Source organism: Vibrio rarus (genome assembly GCF_024347075.1).
In the GTDB taxonomy this organism is placed as follows: Bacteria; Pseudomonadota; Gammaproteobacteria; order Enterobacterales; family Vibrionaceae; genus Vibrio; species Vibrio rarus.
In genome coordinates this window covers 57,965-76,935 of the sequence record NZ_AP024901.1, presented here as the reverse complement: position 1 = coordinate 76,935, position 18,971 = coordinate 57,965, and the positions used below count along the sequence as shown (strand labels likewise).

At 39.6% G+C, this 18,971-nt stretch carries 15 protein-coding genes; 5 read left to right on the top strand and 10 right to left on the bottom strand.

Features of this window, described 5'->3' with window-relative positions:
• Positions 1–97: 97 nt before the first annotated feature.
• Positions 98–739: a hypothetical protein gene (locus tag OCU56_RS13315; protein ID WP_261875236.1), complete on the top strand. Its 642-nt coding sequence runs from the start codon at positions 98–100 to the stop codon at positions 737–739.
• Between the two features lie 34 nt (positions 740–773).
• Here the strand turns inward: OCU56_RS13315 and OCU56_RS13310 are convergent, their stop codons facing one another.
• Both OCU56_RS13310 and OCU56_RS13305 read right to left on the bottom strand, forming a co-directional pair.
• Positions 774–1,214: a hypothetical protein gene (locus OCU56_RS13310; RefSeq protein ID WP_261875235.1), complete on the bottom strand. Its 441-nt coding sequence runs from the start codon at positions 1,212–1,214 to the stop codon at positions 774–776.
• 87 nt (positions 1,215–1,301) lie between these two features.
• Positions 1,302–1,823 carry a nicotinate-nicotinamide nucleotide adenylyltransferase gene (locus OCU56_RS13305; RefSeq protein ID WP_261875234.1) on the bottom strand — a complete coding sequence of 174 codons (522 nt, stop codon included), beginning with the start codon at positions 1,821–1,823 and terminating at the stop codon, positions 1,302–1,304.
• A gap of 95 nt (positions 1,824–1,918) precedes the next feature.
• Between OCU56_RS13305 and nadE the strand changes: the two genes are divergently transcribed.
• The 3 genes from nadE (at position 1,919) to OCU56_RS13290 (ending at position 4,910) form a co-directional block, all read left to right on the top strand.
• Positions 1,919–2,746 carry an ammonia-dependent NAD(+) synthetase gene (gene nadE, locus OCU56_RS13300; protein WP_261875233.1) on the top strand — a complete coding sequence of 276 codons (828 nt, stop codon included), beginning with the start codon at positions 1,919–1,921 and terminating at the stop codon, positions 2,744–2,746.
• Positions 2,747–2,940: 194 nt separating this feature from the next.
• Positions 2,941–3,690, top strand: a complete 750-nt coding sequence (locus tag OCU56_RS13295; RefSeq protein WP_261875232.1) for a hypothetical protein — start codon at positions 2,941–2,943, stop codon at positions 3,688–3,690.
• Between the two features lie 410 nt (positions 3,691–4,100).
• A complete protein-coding gene (locus OCU56_RS13290; RefSeq protein WP_261875231.1) occupies positions 4,101–4,910 on the top strand; it encodes a transposase in 810 nt (269 codons plus the stop codon).
• Between the two features lie 245 nt (positions 4,911–5,155).
• Here the strand turns inward: OCU56_RS13290 and OCU56_RS13285 are convergent, their stop codons facing one another.
• The 3 genes from OCU56_RS13285 to OCU56_RS13275 form a co-directional block, all read right to left on the bottom strand.
• Positions 5,156–5,911 (bottom strand): SDR family NAD(P)-dependent oxidoreductase, encoded by a 756-nt coding sequence (locus tag OCU56_RS13285; protein ID WP_261875230.1) that lies wholly within the window; start codon positions 5,909–5,911, stop codon positions 5,156–5,158.
• 370 nt (positions 5,912–6,281) lie between these two features.
• On the bottom strand, positions 6,282–6,941 hold the full coding sequence (locus OCU56_RS13280) for an NAD(P)H-dependent oxidoreductase (protein WP_261875229.1): 660 nt from the start codon (positions 6,939–6,941) through the stop codon (positions 6,282–6,284).
• 115 nt (positions 6,942–7,056) lie between these two features.
• Positions 7,057–8,868, bottom strand: a complete 1,812-nt coding sequence (locus OCU56_RS13275) for a cation:proton antiporter (protein WP_261875228.1) — start codon at positions 8,866–8,868, stop codon at positions 7,057–7,059.
• Between the two features lie 269 nt (positions 8,869–9,137).
• Between OCU56_RS13275 and OCU56_RS13270 the strand changes: the two genes are divergently transcribed.
• Complete coding sequence (locus tag OCU56_RS13270) at positions 9,138–9,977, top strand: hypothetical protein (RefSeq protein WP_261875227.1); 840 nt, start codon at positions 9,138–9,140, stop codon at positions 9,975–9,977.
• Between the two features lie 98 nt (positions 9,978–10,075).
• On the opposite strand, the gene OCU56_RS13265 is transcribed toward OCU56_RS13270, so the two are convergent.
• The 5 genes from OCU56_RS13265 to OCU56_RS13245 form a co-directional block, all read right to left on the bottom strand.
• Complete coding sequence (locus tag OCU56_RS13265) at positions 10,076–10,849, bottom strand: SH3 domain-containing protein (protein ID WP_261875226.1); 774 nt, start codon at positions 10,847–10,849, stop codon at positions 10,076–10,078.
• Between the two features lie 333 nt (positions 10,850–11,182).
• Positions 11,183–12,751: a polysaccharide lyase 6 family protein gene (locus OCU56_RS13260; RefSeq protein ID WP_390904874.1), complete on the bottom strand. Its 1,569-nt coding sequence runs from the start codon at positions 12,749–12,751 to the stop codon at positions 11,183–11,185.
• A 74-nt stretch (positions 12,752–12,825) separates the two neighbouring features.
• The gene (locus OCU56_RS13255; protein WP_261875225.1) at positions 12,826–14,601 is read right to left on the bottom strand and encodes a sodium:solute symporter family protein; all 1,776 of its coding nucleotides are present in this window, start codon (positions 14,599–14,601) and stop codon (positions 12,826–12,828) included.
• Between the two features lie 749 nt (positions 14,602–15,350).
• Positions 15,351–17,129 carry a sodium:solute symporter family transporter gene (locus OCU56_RS13250; protein ID WP_261875224.1) on the bottom strand — a complete coding sequence of 593 codons (1,779 nt, stop codon included), beginning with the start codon at positions 17,127–17,129 and terminating at the stop codon, positions 15,351–15,353.
• Between the two features lie 1,625 nt (positions 17,130–18,754).
• Positions 18,755–18,883, bottom strand: a complete 129-nt coding sequence (locus OCU56_RS13245) for a hypothetical protein (RefSeq protein ID WP_261875223.1) — start codon at positions 18,881–18,883, stop codon at positions 18,755–18,757.
• Between the last annotated feature and the right edge of the window lie 88 nt (positions 18,884–18,971).

The following is an 18,971-nucleotide window of genomic DNA, read 5'->3' as shown; positions in this document are numbered from 1 at the left end:
GATGTATGAATTTATAAGGTCTGACCATATAACTGGATATTATCACTGATTAATGGGCTTTGGGGTTGGCAGGGCACAGCATAACGCGATAACCTAAGTGAAATTTGTTGAACGCACCCTATACAACATGCATTACGCAATACAGTTTGAAAAAAAACAATTTGAATACCTGACGCTCACCTCTAGAAAACCCACGCTTAAGCATCAACTTATCCATGTGACAGAAGGCGTCATTACCCTTCGCTTAGGCAAATTAGAATACGCTATAGTTGCAGGTGATTCATTTTGGGTACCCGCTAATTGCCTATCGGCAATGAGCTACTTTCCAAATACTCGCTGTCATATCGTGGCAGTATCGCAACGTATCAACAAGTTATTTTCTAGCCAAGCAGGCTATATAAAACCCAGTGCGTTATTAGTGGCCTTAGTTAATAAATTAACACAGGTTCCCCCTCAATCAGAGCAACAAAAGATACTGCTAACTGCCATTGAGTATGAGCTATTAGAGATTCACCCTAATCTGCAAATGAATGCCTTCAGTCAAAAAATAAATCAATGGGATAGCCATAACAAGCCTCTTTCAGCAGAGTACCAAATGGTTATGAGGATAAAGGAAGCAGAGAAACTGCGCCTTTCAGGAAAGAAAGATGGCTATATTGCTCAACAATTATTTTCCGGTAATGAACAAGGGTATAGAATGGCAAGAATGGCGATTTTAGGCCCACAGAAAGGTGACTAAGAAGGAAAAATAGGAAAGTAAAAGTCACCTTTATTTAGAAGGGAACCTCCACCTGCACATGAATCACATCCTCATGGCGTTCGTGCCACTGGTAGTCCAGTCTCACTCGTGGCTCATTTTTCTTTTTTTCACCAATGCCTACACTCAATTGTAAGCCATGAGTTTTGATCCAATCCTCGTAAGAAAGGTCAGGATCATTATCTGTCATTTCATAAGGACGATAAATACCTAAGCCAAAGAACCCCTCATCTACGCGTTGCGTCAATAAAGGCTCGTCAACATTTTGTAACATCCACTCAGACCAGTAACCCACCGTCGTCGATTGTTCTTTAAGATGCGTAGAAACCAACAGATCATCCACAAGTTCATCCACTGTTTCAATAAACTCTTCACAAAGTTCAAGTGTTGATTCAATTAAGACAATTGAACGAGACGGATCGCGATCGACAACGCAAGCTTCAGAACTTGCAGCCATAAAAGTGCCACATACCAATGCTAATATTCGCTTAAACTGCGCCACAACGTTCCATTACACCCTTAATCAAACTGGTTTCATACCCGTTTAAATAATGCGGTATAAGTCATTGTTTTGCAATATTTTGACCACGCTTTCACTGGTCAAATGTTGAATATCTTGACCCTGCACCAGTTTTTCGCGTATTTCTGTACTCCGAATCGCAACGGTTTCTGGACAAGCCAACACACTCCAACGTCGCATTATTTCTTCAAATTTATAGAACTTTGAAAAATTAAAAAGATTATCGGGTCCGATAACAAAAGTCAGTTCAGCATTCGGGTTGGCCATTTGTAACGCACAGAGCAGATGAAATGTGGTCACTGGCCCCTGTCCATTTTCTAATTCTTTTTCAATGCATGACAAACTGACATTGCTACAAGGGATATCACTAATAAATGCCTTAATCATAGAACAACGCTCTGTATAGTCGAGCATCTGTTTCCCCCATGCATGAGCAATACTCGGTACAAGTAACACCTGATCAAAATGAGATAGACGTTCAATCACACTCAAGTGACCAAAGCTAGGCGGATTAAATGCACTACCAAACACCGCTATTTTATTCATGATTTCGCTTTCTCTTCCATGTTGTAAATTGAGCCCAATGTGAATTTGCAATATGATAGCAAAAGTTGCCTTTTAATTTTTAGGACATTTAACTCATGGAACAAGAAATTCGCCAAGAAATGCGTGTATTGCCAAGCATCGACGTTGACTTTGAGATTGAACGACGCGTTAACTTTATAAAAGAAAAAATGCGTGAAGCAGGCTGTAAATCTCTCATCCTGGGTATAAGCGGAGGAGTGGACTCAACTACTTGTGGGCGCCTAGCACAACTGGCGGTAAACCAACTCAACGCGGAGAATAAAGACCATTATCAATTTATTGCTGTTCGTTTACCTTACGGCGAACAAAAAGATGAAGATGAAGCGCAACTTGCACTTTCTTTTATTCAACCTTCTCACTCAGTATCGGTGAATATTGAAGAGGGTGTCAATGGGTTGCATAGTGCCACCGGCGTTGCATTGCAAAATACCGGCTTAATGCCAAACAGCCCAGAAAAGATTGATTTTGTAAAAGGCAATGTCAAAGCGCGAGCACGAATGATCGCCCAATATCAAATAGCAGGCTATGTGGGAGGGTTAGTTTTAGGAACTGATCACTCAGCTGAAAATATCACTGGCTTTTATACCAAGTTTGGCGATGGAGCTTGTGATCTGGCGCCACTATTTGGATTGAGTAAACGACAAGTTCGCCAATTAGCGAAACAATTGGGTGCACCAGAGCAATTAGTCACTAAGATCCCTACCGCCGATCTCGAAGAACTGGATCCGCAAAAGGCCGACGAAGATGCTCTCAGCGTTACCTATGATGATATTGATAACTTTCTTGAAGGAAAGCCATTAGCTGAGCAGGCTAAACAAACCATCATCAATATTTATAAGCGTACACAGCACAAACGTAAGCCAATTCCAACCATTTACGATTGATTCAACTAACCAACAAAACAAGGTACCGATTTCAAAATACGGTACCTTTTCTCTACTTTTCCATCAGGTATTTTGATTGCTTATTGTTTTTTAAGAATTAAGATTCCGTTTGTCCTTTCTCATCACATATTCCCTATGCTATCGAAAATTCGTCACGTCTGTTTATTAATTAAACGCTTGTCTAAGGAATAAAAATGAAAAAGATCCCTGCATTTACTTTAGCTGTTATCACGGCCTCTCTGCTATCAGCTTGTAATTCTGATTCTGTGGATAATGCTATTAAACATGAAAAACATAAACTGACTCAAGACATTATCGCTACGACAATTGCCCTTGAACTTCCAAGCTCAGATACCGGAGCCCCAGTAGATACTTGCTATGCTGTAGCCTCAAATGACCCAGATAACCAAGCCTATAATGTGAGCACAGTGAAGGCCAACTTACAATCAATGGATAAGCAAGCTACGATCAAAACAATCCATGACACAAATGTCTGTAAAGATCTTGGTGTGAATGCACAAGTGACTTCTATTCAAGTTTATTTTGATAATCACGGTGGTGTAGCTGAGCTATTTAGAGAAATTGATGGCATTCAAATCAATCAAGATTTCCAACATACCCATGGTATCAACTATAAAAAAGCACACTTCGGCCGCATTGAATTGCGCAAAGCTGATCAAGATAATAAAGGTTATGACTCTAGCTTCGCTATTGAAACTAAAGATCTAAAAAGCGATGCACTTTATGTAACTAGTGCAACTGTTAAGCACGGTCAAGATGCAAATAAAGCGAAAAATTTGCTCGATCATGAAAACCAATTTAGCTTTGATAGCATGCAGCAGCTAATTGATAAATCAGGTTTAAAACAACTACCTTCTAGCCTTATCAGCCAAGAAAGCGCAAGCAAAAAATGGTCTGATAACTTAATTTCTGAAATTCAGTAAGCAGCATATATCACACCGACCAACATTAAAAAATCCCCTTAATTGGGGATTTTTTATATCTAACATATCTAGGACACACACCTAACATATCTAGGACACACACCTTACATTTTTAGATTCATAGCCACACCCTACTCTCAACTCAAGCACCTTTAGTACCATTCAAGTATGAATTGCAACTGATTTAGACTCTGTTGATACCTTTATTCTCTATTTAGGCTATTTATTAATATCTAACATGAATTTCTGTGGGCATCGGTATGACAACAGCCAGAAAACAATTGATATCTATAGAGGCAACCCCCTACTACCATTGCGTATCGCGGTGCGTTAGACAAAGTTATCTGTGTGGCCGAAACCATAGTACTCAAACTAATTATGAACACCGCAAAGGATGGGTAGAAAGCAAAATGAAGTCACTCGCCCATATGTATTGTGTTCATATTTGCGCTTATGCCATCATGAGTAACCACTATCACGTTGTTCTTTGTGTTGATAAAGCACAGGCTTTAGCTTTGTCAGATGAAGAAGTCGTAGAGCGGTGGAGCCTTAATCATAAAATTCCAACTATCATTAAAGATTGGCTTCAACTAAAAGTAATTAGCAATATAGATAACAGTAAATGTCTCTCTATTATTGATAAATGGCGTGACCGCTTATGGAGTTTAAGTTGGTTTATGAAAGAGTTAAATTACTATATCGCCTGTAAAGCAAACCAGGAAGACAAATGCAAAGGTCACTTCTGGGAAAGTCGCTTTAAAAGCCAAGCGTTGCTCAATGATACAGCGCTTTTAGCAGCAATGGCTTATGTAGATCTAAACCCTGTTCGAGCAGGAATAGCCAGCACACCAGAAGAGTCCCAATTTACATCATTTAAGGCTCGAGTAAGCCACATAAAGCAAAATACAATGGGCAAATGTCATCTCAAACCATTTTATAATGAAGCGCTCAATGAAGCTTCAGATTGTTTACCATTTTCTGCATTTGATTACTTTCAACTGGTCGATTGGACAGCTAGAGAATTCAGAGTAGGAAAATCCTCTATTAATAACCAGGCCCCCCCCATTCTCGATCGATTAAAATTAAAACGAAAACGCTGGTTGTATACATGCAAATATTTAGAAAGATCACGCTTTACTGCTATTGGCTCTAGTGATGACGTTAAACACGCTACAACTCTACTTGGTAAATCGAAAATACACATGTATCCGATGGGTTAAACAACTTAACTAATAATGTTGATGCATCCATATCAATTATTCAGCCATAGTGGCATTTTTTAATAGCTGATTTTTATACCTTAACCTCCACCCTCTGCTTCTGCCTTCATTTTTTTAGCGGTAGGTAAGGTGTGTGTCCTTTATTCTGTTATTTCACTCATTTACATAAAAAAAACTGCAGTCCATATTTGAACTGCAGTTTCAAGATTATGCTTACCGATTAGTTATTACACTAATCCTAGATATTAAATACCTAGAGCTTGGCCACCACCGATTTGTAGTGTTTCAGCAGTAATAAACGAAGCGTCTTTGCTTACTAAGAAAGAAATTGCTGAAGCAACTTCTTCAGGTTGGCCTAGACGACCAAGCATGATGCTATTAGCCCAAGAAGCAAATACTTCTGGTTTAGTTGATTTGATTTGAGCATGGAAAGGAGTATCGATAGTACCAGGAGATACAGCGTTAACACGAATGTTTGCAGGTGCTAGTTCTTTTGCTAATGCACGAGTCAAAGTGTGTACAGCAGCTTTAGATGTACCATAAATACCAGCACCAGGGCCGCCGGCATTCCAAGCTGCATTTGATGTGAAGTTGATGATAGAAGCATTTTCAGACTTCTTCAAAAATGGGATTGCAGCACGAGATACGAAGAATGCACTGTCCAAGTTAAGAGCCATAACTTTACGGAAGAAATCTGTTTCCATACCTTCGATTGGGCTACGACCACCTAAGCCACCAGCGTTGTTTACAACAACGTCAATATGACCGTATTTCTCACCAATAGTGTTGATGTTAGCAGTTACTGCGTGCTCATCAGTTACGTCAAAACCGTAGTATTCAGCTTCGATACCCGCTTCTTTAAGTTCAACTAAACGCTCTGCACCTTTGTCATCTTCGATACCGTTAAGAATGACTGTATAACCATCTTGGCCAAGACGTTTAGCAACTTGGAAGCCAATGCCACCTGTTGCGCCAGAAATAAATGCTACTTTATTAGACATATTGATGTTCTCTTTATTGAATGGATACCTCACTAAAGGTAATTAAAAGTCTAGATGTCGTACCACTTTCACGAACAACTAACTAATACCTTCAGCAACTTAGATTAATTGTATTACAATAAGGTTTTTAATGAAACCGTCTGTTTTAAGTCTTTAAGCGTCATAGTTCACAAAATGTGATTATCTTTTACACAAATAAAGCCTCATGCATACATAAGTATAAGTGTAGGCTTATTCATAATCAGACTGTCCCTTTAATTTGCCACACTATCACAAGCAAATAATTAGACTGTCCTCTAAAAATTAGTTCTGAAAAACGAAAAAAGGGCTCGGTTCTCACCTAGCCCTTTTTTTAGTGATTTGCTTTTAATTAAACAACTGTTATTACATCATCTGTTGCTAAACGTGCTTTAGGTTTTCCATAGTTATAATCTTCACCGTCAAGGTGGTAACCGATAGCAAGAGCAAAATCACATTGATAACCATCTAATTCTTCAGAAAAAATTTCGCCAATAAGTGCAGGATCAACGCCTTCCATTGGAGTAGATGCAATACCCATGCGAGCTAGGGTATGTAACGTATTTCCTACCGCGATATAGGTTTGAGCTTTTGTCCAATGGCCATTAAAGCCCGTTTCATCGGTATTATTTTCAACAAAACCGAACGCCCCATTTAGCATTGTGTCATACATGTCGGCAGGTAAGTGGCCAGAACTCACTTCAGCATCTACCACTTTACGATAATCATCTTTCGTAAAGGTCGGATTGTGGGCGAATAAAATGATATGAGAAGCTTCTTTTGCATGCGGTTGGTTAAACTGATGCATATTCGCAAAGGTGTCGTGAAAGCGCTGTTTAGCCGCATCGCTTTCAATGACAATAAACTTCCATGGCTGTGAATTAATTGATGACGCCGATAAGCGAATAGCTTCTTTAAGTACTTCCATATCTTCAGCTGAAATGCGTTTATTAGTGTCGTATTTCTTAGCGGTGTAACGAGCATTCAAATCATTGATAATTGGGTGTGACATAATGAATTTCCTCATAAGCGTTGTCGATGGAGCGAATAATATGAGGATCTACAACAATAAAAAAGGCTCTTTAACACCAATCATTATGGTGAATATTGTCCATAATAGCTTCAACTTAATGATCTCGTCTATCTTCGCCTACCCACGCTTTTTTAATTAAAGACACTATGATTTCACCGGGTTCAGGAGAGCACACCTGTCCCTCAGACACCATCTGGACTCGGTTCAAGCGAGTCACTATAAACAGAGTCTGAATCAAGTTTCTATTATATTGCTGCAAGTAATCTTGATAGGTAAAACTTTCACTCAGCTTGGTATGCTTAATCTCAGCCCCTTGATTGATCAAGGTGGCTAACTTTTTAAAGCTATGCTTGGCGGAGAATAATATCTGCCCATAAGCTTCTTTACTTACCATGTGCTTAAAATCATTATTGTTTTTTGCATCCCTTAAACAAAAAACTCGATGTCCACCAAAATCAGAGCGGTATTGCATGCACGCCATTATATTAAAATGCTTATCGGGACTCAGAGCCACCACATGCCCTATGCCAATTAAATCTAAATATTCATCCGCATGGCTAGAGGTAGGGTTACCATAATAGAACTCCAAACCAGACATTTTTGCCTGACTGATATAATCCCAATTTGAATCGGCAACAACCACACGTAAATCATATTTAGATAAGGCTAACGCAATCGGTCGCGCCACATCATTAGCACCAATAATCAAAAATCCACGAGGGGCTGGTTCTGCTACATCCAACCATCGAGCGACAGGTTTGGCTGAAATGCTCTGTAACACTACCGTGCCAATAATGACCATAAAGACCAAAGGTACCAGTAATTTGGCATCTTCAATACCAAACGCATACAACTTAATGGCGAACAAAGCAGAAATAGAAGCGGCCACAATCCCTCTAGGCGCAACCCAGCCCAAAAAAACCTTCTCTTTGAAATGTAATTGGCTACGTAATGTCGCAAATAAAATTGATAAAGGACGAGAAACAAGTTGAATCACAACAAACAAAACTACAGCGCTCCAACCTAGAGCCTGAAAATCCTCAAGATCTATTCGGGCGGCCAAAATGATGAAGAGACCTGTAATAAACATCACCGTCAGATTCTCTTTGAAATGCAAAATATGCTGAATACTGACCTCTTTTGCATTAGCAAGCCAGATCCCCATCACAGTCACAGTGAGTAACCCGGCTTCAGATTCAAGATAATTTGAGCCTGCAAACACCGCAAGAACAATGCTTAATACGGCAAAAGGTTGCAAGTATTCAGGTAACCAACCGCGACGAAGTACACTCGCTACACCCGCTCCAGCAGCAACGCCTACTCCAAATCCAATCAAGATAATTAAACCAAACACCGTCATGCTTTGCGCAGAACTGCTTGAAATAATAAATTCGTAGATCATCACCACAAACAGAGCACCAAGAGGATCAATTAAGATCCCCTCCCATCGAAGAATATTCGACAACCGAGCACTGGGCCTAACAGTGCGAAGCAAAGGTACAATAACAGTCGGCCCTGTCACAACCGTTAAACTGCCAAACAACAAGGAGATAGACCAGTCAAACCCTAACAAAAAATGCGTCGCAATACTGGTGACCGCCCAAGAGATCAACGCGCCAATAGAGACAATGCTCCAAACCGTATTGCTCACTTCTTTTATTTCTGAAAACTTAAGCGTTAGGCTTCCCTCAAAAAGAATGACAGCCACCGCTAAAGAGACCAAAGCAAAAAAATGCTCACCAAAGATGATCTGTGGCTGTAGCCATCCACTAATAGGGCCTGCGATTATCCCAGCCAGCAACAAAAACAAAATCGCGGGTAGCTTCAATCGCCATGCCAACCATTGGCAACCCAACCCCACAATCCCTAGCGCCGCAATTCCCAGCGCAGCCCAATCCTCATGCATAGTGATCCACTAAATTATGACTACCTGTACACACCTTAGTCGATTCAAACACTTATTCCACATTATCTCCTCGTAAATTGTAATCACTAGGTTGTGAACAAATGTCATATTCAGTGCCCTTTAAATAAGCAGTTACGCACTAAAATAGCCCTTTATAAATGTCAATAACAAAGGTAAAGCCTATAATATCAGCAACTTAATTATTGGCACTTTAGTTGCATATTAATCATGAATGCGATTAGGTTATGTGAACATTAAGGATGGCTATTATGGACATATCAAGCAACATGTTGCTTATCAAGCACAACAGTACAAGAAAGGCTCTTAATCCATCAATAACAACTCTGTCTCAAGGTTTTCAAACCATTCAGTTGGTGTTTTCTTTAATTGAAGCGGTAAGGTTACATCGTTCTCTCATGTACAAGAGGTTAACCCAGCAAAAAGTGGATGCTATAGCCATTGCTAAAGCTAAAGACACGCTGAATACTCTAAGTAATAGAGTTGCCGCTTACCCCTACCTTGGAAGTGGTCCTGAACGACGTATTTTAGCCATTCGATTGCACCAATTAATCCAAAATGATCATCAACAATCATTGTCTAAACATTTAGTGCTTCATGGGCAGGTCATTCGTTTGTTGTTTTTTTGCTGTGATTGCGCGGTGTTAATGAGCTTAAAAGGGATGAAACTGTCGATGGTGGAATACAACCATCAATGGCAAGGATTATTAGATATACTGGATGCGCTCACGCAATACCGAATCAGTATTGGGTCCGCGATACAAAATGGATTACGTAATCCAAAATTAATGGTTGGCAGAGCACATAACTTAGTCTCCAAAATACGCCGTTTTGACAAGACGGGATTCAGCAATCAACAATCGTTAAACACGCTCACCGAACAATTAACTCATTCGGTTCATTGCCTTGTATACGGCCAAACTCCCACTCTTAGTCAAAACCCTGCATCAAGTAAAGAAATTACAATCTCAACGCTGTATTGCGATACAAGTGAGCTCTCTTTACAAATATTTAAAGTCTATAAGCAGGTTATCAAGCATCAACTAGAACGATGCATTACGGCTAAAGCCAATGCAAGCATATCAGCTTAAAGGGTATGTTAGGACCCAATGAGCAAGGTTAATACCCCTCGGCCAAGGATTTTAGCTGTATTTGACCGAGGCATAATTTGTTATTACAAGGCCGACGATTATTGACTCGCTAACAATTTAGTGGCAACCCAACCCTCATAACCATTGGTGCTAATTAAAGACCAGCCCTGCTGCTGCTTTAAAATATTGACAAAACCATCGCCTTGCAGTTGAAACAATACCTTTCCTTTCATGGAAGGCAGGTTTCGCGCATTCGCTTTCTCAACAGTTAACTTAGCCAGTTGTTTACTCAATTTTTTTGCTCGGCTTTTAGTTTGAGCAAGATATTTAGAAGCGACCCATCCTCTCGCCTGTCCCGCTTGAATATAAGACCAAGAGTCGGATTGCTTAAAGACTTTTACCAAATCGAGATGCATCAATTTAAACTCAACCTGAGCCGTTGCCGATGGATGACGCCTTACATTAAGAGATTTAGCGGTTACTTGGGCGGTCTCCGCGACGGTTGTATGTTGATGGTAGTCTGCCGAGTTCAATACCGTGGCTGAAACACCACCAATGAAGCCCATCACCATCAAGCCAATCGTAATTCTATGTCGACTTTTATCATTCACTAACGCACGAGAATGGCGTGGATGCATTATGTTATCTACATTAAATGCAGACTTTCTATCTTTTTTATCATAAATAACGTGATCAAGGGCGATAAGTAGCCCTGCAATGACATAGTAAACCCCGCGCATAACCCAAGATACGACCACAAACAACAGTGACACCAGCGCTTTTGTTGCCGTGTACGCAATGTAACAAAACGCCATAATACCGAGTGTTTCTATAATACTATCCAATAAACTGGATTCATCGCAATCGCTCATATTTACCTTATTCGTTGATTTATCGCGCGCATTATAATCAATATTAGAAAAAAATCATTACCATTATGCGTCACTGCTCTTATTTTTAGGCGCGAAATAGCACCATTAATAGCCATTCACTCATAATTCACAGCTAATTACACAATCTCAGACGAACAAATAGACGTTATAAACATTTAACACAATGAACTGTATTCCCCCACACTATAGGTAATCCAGCCTTAGACTGGGTTGTTATTTGCCGTGAGGGTAAAAAGCCATAAAAATAGAAAAAGGCGAGCATGAGTAAACATGCCCGCCTTGCTTCTACCTAGCCATCTACGTGGTTATATTTTATTTAATTACGTAGTCTGGTCCTGCAATATCTGCAGTAATAATGGTCAGTTTAGACACATCCGCTCCGACATTTTGTGCAGATTCAAAGCCATTTACCGTGGTAATAGAGGGCAGTTCAGCGGAGTATGCCGGAATTTGCCCCGCTTCGGTGACTGTCCCCACATACACTTCATCAGAATATGTGGCATCACGCAGTGGGAAATCAGCAGAAGCGCGTACCGCAACAAACTCTGGGTTGGCCGAGTTATCCACTAAATTACCTTTAAATCTGATATCTACCCCAGAAAAAATGCTTTCTACTTCTTTATTGTCGAACAAGCTCACACGGTGAGTTTGGTTGCCATAGACAATCCCCCACTCTGTATCAACTAATGTGTTGTTCTCGATAGCGATATTCTTAGGTGTCCACTGCTTGTTAAGTTCTTTTCCCTTAACAGATTGGTCAAGTTGTTCACCATTAGCCACATCGATAATACCCGTATTAATAACAATACCACCACGAAGATCCGCGTTACCTGCAATTAAGCCATCACGACCGCGAGTATTCGCAATATAGTTATTACGAATCACATGATCTTCATCATAGATACGCATCCCACCGGTTAAACGTTTTTTGTTTCCTAAAATGACGTTATCTTCAACCACATTGGCTTTACCATGGCGAAGAGATATCAAGGCGGTGCTAGCAAAAATCGTGTTACCACCAATAACATTGCCACCCGATTTAATCGAGATCAGTTCGCGCTCACCATCCATACCCACCAACAGGTTTTCTACAAACTGGCTGTTTGAAGGCCATTGCGATGACTTTGAATCACCAATACGAATCGCTTCCCAACTGTTGCCGTTGTATCGAATCGCTTCTTTGATATCAAACTCATTGTATTGGTTGGGCTTTTGATCAACAAAAATATTGTGTTTAATAATATGGTTATCAGGGGTTTCATTCTTTTGCACCCCAATTAAAGTGCCACGCTTTTGTTTGCCTTCAAAACGGTTGTTGACCACTTGACCCTCTTTGCCCCATAAGGAAACCCAAAGGTATTTCGGGTATTCAGAGCGACGAGTATCGGGTTGGTATGGGTAATCATCATTGAAGTAGTAAAACGTTGAATTACGCAAAATATTACTATCACCCATCATGCGAACCCCACCAAAACGTTCGTTTGGCCCCCCTTCAGTAAAGACCAAACCATCAATAGTGATGTTGTCACCTTTTAGCTCAAACTGAACTAAGCCAGTGATCCAAGCTGTACCAGGCTTTCGCGCTTTAATTGTAACGTTATTCGCTTCGATAGTCAGTTGACCAAGATTGCGATACTTGCCCGCCTCTATCTCAATGACATCACCCTCTTTCGCGTTAAGGATTTTGTTACGCAATTGCACAACTTCACCTTGATACGCCTCTTCCATACTGTCGCGATCAATCACAGTTAATCGTTCACTGTCTAGTAACACTGAACGGTTCACGTCCGCTGTGGTCATGGTTTTTTGTTCAGTATCACTAAATAAGCTACAGCCAGACAAAGCAAACGTTGCAGCTAAAGCAATGGCAGTTTTTTTCATTTTTTGTCTCGTCGATTATGGGGCAAAAAAAGGCGGGCAATAACACCCGCACCAAATTAAGAATAGCTTACAAATTACTCAGCCGTTTGCTCACGTAACTCTTCCGTCGTGTCGTCAACGGCCTTCACTAATAGCAGACCCACAGACATGACAATAGCGCCACACAATATGAAGATAAAACGACCCCATAATGGATTAGGCAAAGCAAACATCAACATAACGCCCACACCTGCAACCGCGATAAGTGTACCTAGCATACGACGCTGTTTGTTATCCAGTACCTTTTGCTCTGCAGACTCAGCAACCAATGGCGTGTGCAGATTATTAAAGAACTTATCAACATCAGCTTGACGCTCTGCACTTAATGGCTTGTAGAACAAAGTAGTAAGACAGAAGAAGCCCGCAGTGAACACTAAGTGACCAATAAGACCAATCGCTACTTTAAGATCTGACCACTCACGACCGGTTAGAGGCTCAAGGTTAAACCAGTTAGCGACCATATCTGCCGTAATAACAAAGCCGACGTAGTAAGAGACGATACCACCAACAACTAACGTACCCCAACCAGCCCAATCAGGTGTCTTCTTAATAAAGAAACCACAGAAAGCAGGAATAGTCATAGGGAAACCGATAAGGGCACCCACATACATCATAGTATCGAACAGGCTTAGACCTTTCAGTGAGTTAATAAAGAGTGCGACTAAGATAATGGCAATACCAAAGAAAGTAGAGGTTAACTTAGAAACAACAACCAACTCTTTTTCTGTCGCATTTGGGCGACAAATTGGTTCATAGAAGTTCTTAACAAAAATACCAGAGTTACGGTTAAGGCCTGAATCCATAGAAGACATGGTTGCGGCAAACATAGCTGCAATCAAAAGACCCACCATACCCGCTGGCATGAAGGTTTCAACGAAGTACAAGTAAGCAAAGTCACCAGCTTTAGAGCCTGCATCAGGGTAAATAGCTGCTAAATCAACACCTTGACCTGCAATAAACCAAGAAGGCATAAACCAAATTGCAGGACCAATCGTCATTAGTACACAAGCAAGTAGCGCCGCTTTTTTGGCGTTTTTAGAATCTTTTGCCGCTAGGTAACGGTAAGAGTTAAGCATGTTATTGGTAATAGAGAACTGCTTAACGAAAATGAAAAATGCCCAAATGCCAAAGATGCTTAAGTAATTTAGATCGTTACCAGATACGAAAGAAGCACCCTCATCTGTTGGGAAGTTAGCGATTATTTCACCCACGCCACCACCTTGAATGATAGCAACCACCGCACAGGTAACCGTTACTGCCATAATGATAACCATCTGCATGAAATCAGAAGCGATAACGGCCCAAGAACCACCGGTAACTGACATAACAAGAACAACAAGACCGGTTAGGACTATCGTTGTCGTCATATCAAAGCCAAAAATACCTGAAGCAATAATAGCCAAACCATTTAGCCATATACCTGCAGATATTACGCTGTTTGGCATACCTGACCAGGTAAATACCTGCTCGTTAAAGCTACCAAAACGCATACGAATAGCTTGAATTACCGTGACAACACGTAGTTGACGAAATTTAGGTGCGAAGTATAAGTAGTTCATTAAGTAGCCAAATGCGTTGGCTAAAAAGATAACGGCTACCGCAAAACCATCCGCGTACGCTTTACCGGCGGCACCGGTAAATGTCCATGCGCTAAACTGTGTCATAAATGCCGTCGCACCAACCATCCACCAAAGCATACTACCGCCACCTCGGAAGTAATCACTTGTCGTGCTTGTAAACGTTCTGAACATCCACCCTATTGCTATTAAGAATAGGAAATAGACGCCAACAATAACTGTATTGAGATCCATCGTTAACCCTTATGAAATTAATGTTATATGTAATTTTGGGGAATTCTAACCAGAACCAGAGATAACTTGTACTACAATAAGTTTTAACTGTGACGTACGCCTCGTCATTTTTAATTCCATAAATACTACAAGTGATCTGCATCTAACATTCGATAAAGTTCTAAGCGGAGAGAGTTAAATAACAGAAATAGCTTGTTACAGACAAAAACAGATCGTTACCCGCATATAATGCGATGAAGATCACATTATATGTTAATTGAATTACTTGGTTTTTACTTATAGGAAATATTTATATATCTATAAATCAAAAATATACCCAATATTTGTATGACTAATTGAAATATTTTAAGCCACTTTCCATCAGTTCAATTCTGAAAGGTTAAAGTAGAATTTATTAAAGATCATAAGAGGACACACACTAATAAAACATTTCAAATCATCTAGATACTAAAAGGACAGACACCAATTAAACAGGTCATCCTATTTGCTATTACAGGCACAATGAATAAAAGAACGAAGGCCCTTAAGAGGCAAATTCCAACTTGGATAAACATAATGAGCAGAAGAAAAGTTTGGGGAATTAAAAGACAGGTGGATAGAATGAGAAAGCAAAACCGACAACAATGCTTAGCCAATAGGGTTAAAGGAGTTTACTACCTATGCTGGGAGTTGATGTGGTGAGACTTATAGGCAAAAAAATGCGGGCAACAAAGCCCGCATTTACTATTGGTTAACTAAAGTAAAATTATTTATTTAGCAACACTTTCTTCAAGGTTTTCTGCAGAAGAGTCAACAGCTTTAACAAGAAGCATACCAACACCACCAACAATGAAACCACAAAGGATGAAGACCAAACGTCCCCACGTTTCATTTGGTAATAGAGCCATAAACATGATGAACACACCCGCTACAGCAATCAGTTTACCAAGCATTTGACGTTGTTTGTTATCAAGTTTTTTCTGTGCAGCAGACTCAGCAACCAATGGAGTAGCTAGGTTACCAAAGAACTTATCAACATCAGCTTGACGTTTATCAGATAGAGGTTTGTAGAACATCATTGAGAAGATGAAGAAACCACCAGTGAATACAATGTGACAGATTAGACCAATTGCAACTTTAACGTCAGACCATTCACGGCTAGTTAGCTCTTGTAAACCAAATGCGTGAGAAACCATTTCTGCATTGATAACAAAACCAACCACGTAAGAAACGATACCACCAACGATTAGTGTACCCCAACCAGCCCAGTCAGGAGTTTTCTTAATGAAGAAGCCAAGGAATGCAGGAATAGTCATTGGGAAGCCGATTAGAGCACCAACGTACATCATTGTATCGAACAAGCTCAAACCTTTAAGAGAGTTAATGAACTGTGCGATAAGGATAATACAAATACCAAACACCGCTGAAGTGATTTTAGATACTGTTACTAGCTCTTTCTCAGAAGCTTGACCTTTACGAACGATTGGTTCGTAGAAGTTTTTAACAAAGATACCTGAGTTACGGTTAAGGCCAGAGTCCATTGAAGACATAGTTGCAGCGAACATTGCAGCAACTAGAAGACCTACCATACCTGCTGGCATGTATTCTTGTACGAAGTATAGGTAAGCAAAGTCACCTGCTTTAGAACCTGCATCAGGGTAGTGAGCTGCAAGATCAACACCTTGACCTGCAATGTACCAAGAAGGCATGAACCAAATGAATACACCGCCTAGCATAAGAACACAAGCAAGAAGTGCCGCTTTCTTAGCATTCTTAGAATCTTTTGCCGCTAGGTAACGGTAGGAGTTAAGCATGTTGTTCGTAATAGAGAACTGCTTAACAAAGATGAAGAACGCCCAGATGCTGAAGATGCTTAGGTAATTAAGGTTGTTACCCGCTACGAAAGAACCAGTATCGCCCACAGGGAAGTTACTGATGATCTCACCAACACCGCCACCTTGAACAATCGCTACAACAGCACAAGTAATTGTTACTGCCATGATGATAACCATCTGCATGAAGTCAGATGCGATTACCGCCCATGAACCACCTGTAACAGACATCGCCAGTACAACGAGACCTGTAATCCAGATAGTCATCATCATATCAAAGCCAAAGATACCTGATGCGATGATTGCTAGTGCATTAAGCCATACACCTGCAGATACAACACTGTTTGGCATAGAAGACCAAGTAAATACTTGTTCGTTCGTAGCACCAAAACGCATGCGAATTGCTTCAATTACCGTCACTACACGTAGCTGACGGAATTTAGGAGCAAAATACGCAAAGTTCATGAAGTAACCGAACGCGTTTGCTAAGAAGATGATCGCTACTGCGAAACCATCGTTATATGCTTTACCGGCTGCACCAGTAAATGTCCAAGCTGAGAACTGAGTCATAAACGCAGTTGCACCAACCATCCACCAAAGCATATTACCGCCGCCACGGAAGTAATCACTTGTCGTACTTGTAAATGTTCTAAACATCCAACCTATTGCAATTAAGAATAGGAAATAAACGCCAACAATAATCGTATTGAGATCCATCACATTACCTTAAACTGTAAATAATTATTTCAAATCCCGTTCATTTTAATCAGTTATCTAGATCTTTTGTATTACAATACTTCATAAATGTGACGTGGGGCTCAAGACTTTACCTAGATTAAATCATACAAGTGATCAAGAGCTAACTGTTGACTAAATAGAAACAACAATTCTTAAGCTGTAACTGAGGATTAATAACTGGAACAAGGCAATTCTAGTCATTGTTTTGTCAACATATGCATGAAATCTAAATGCCACATCTACCATTAGTCATATATATTATTTGTTACAGGCAACACATTCTCATACAAATAGTAGTACTAATTTATGAATTTAATACTGCTAATTTTACTTCTAGCTGGTGTCTTTATTTATCAAACTTGTGATTAAAGTACTTGCCGGGGTCAGTTCAACTTTAGATGAACTTAATTTCAATGCAGCACACATCACACAATTGATCGGGTTTTAACTACAGTAGAAACGCTCAATCAATGACACTTATTGATTAAATGAATAGTGGTGACTTTTTATACAGAAATTATCCGATATACCTAAGACGACAAATTGCCGAACGCCTACCCTCTTTCATTTATGACTCATTATTAGTAACAGAATTTAAGAATAAATGAGGATAGTAAGAAATCGATTTTCAGCATAATTTTTTGTAGGCATTTATTTAATATTTTTTACTGTAATTTTCAAAACAGTAAAAATCGTCAGAAAACACTACAATTGCAATAAATAACCGAGAAAATGATGAGCAAAATTCAACATTTATCTTAATAAACAATAAGTTAAAATGAATAATCCATCTATAGTCAAGCTCATTCACACCATTCGTAAAATGTAAATCGATGTGATAAAAATAGAGGTAATTCACGTTTTTTTCTGGACAATATTAAAGATTGTCTTTTCCAATTTTTTATTAGAGATACCGCTGGAATATTATGCATAAAAATGAATGACTATGTTATTTTTATTTATGTTTGATATTTACTAAAGCCATAATATTAAAATAAACCTTGCTATCTATCACATTATAATAAAATAATGAACGCGGTTCTTGCTTTGCAGACATAAGCCAATGGGCACTAATATCACCATACTCAGTTAGTACAGTTTGCCAATGGTTACATTGGCTAGATTTATTGCTACTAAACCGTTAATAAATGCAGCTAGCACCCATTGCATGTACACTGTTAACACCTCTCGTTAATTATATTCAACCTGTAAACATCCCTAGCAAAACGCAAAAAAAAACCCATAGGCAAGTGCATAGCCTATGGGTGAATCGGTGGTGTACCGAGCCTAAACACTAGAAGGGGATGCTTAGGCCATTATTAGTAGTTATGGAGTTTCACTAGTTCAAGCCGGTTTATAACAAACCCACTTTTTTAGGAAAAGGTATCATAGGTGTTTCTAAGTTACTCAACCAGAAACATCTAGTAAGCAATGATCAATACCATTCTTAAATTATATTGTATTACAAATAGTAAAAGCAAGGGGTATTCTAGGATTATCACAACAGAACATAGAGTGAAGTCTAAACTTTGGAGCTAGCCGGACATAAATCTCTTAAATAACAATAAGATACAACTTATTCCTACGTGAGAGCACCGCAGATACTAATTGTAGTATTGCGAGCAGAACTCACCAACATAACAAATATTATCAATCCCTTTATCCCCTACTCTCTCGATAACTAAGAAGGTAGCAATGACATAAGCAGCAATTGTCAATTTTGTCTTATGCATTGGGTTTTACCTGTAATCATCAATTCATGGGAAACGCTAAACTTCAAACATAATTAAAATGATGAGGTTACTCTACAATCAATACATA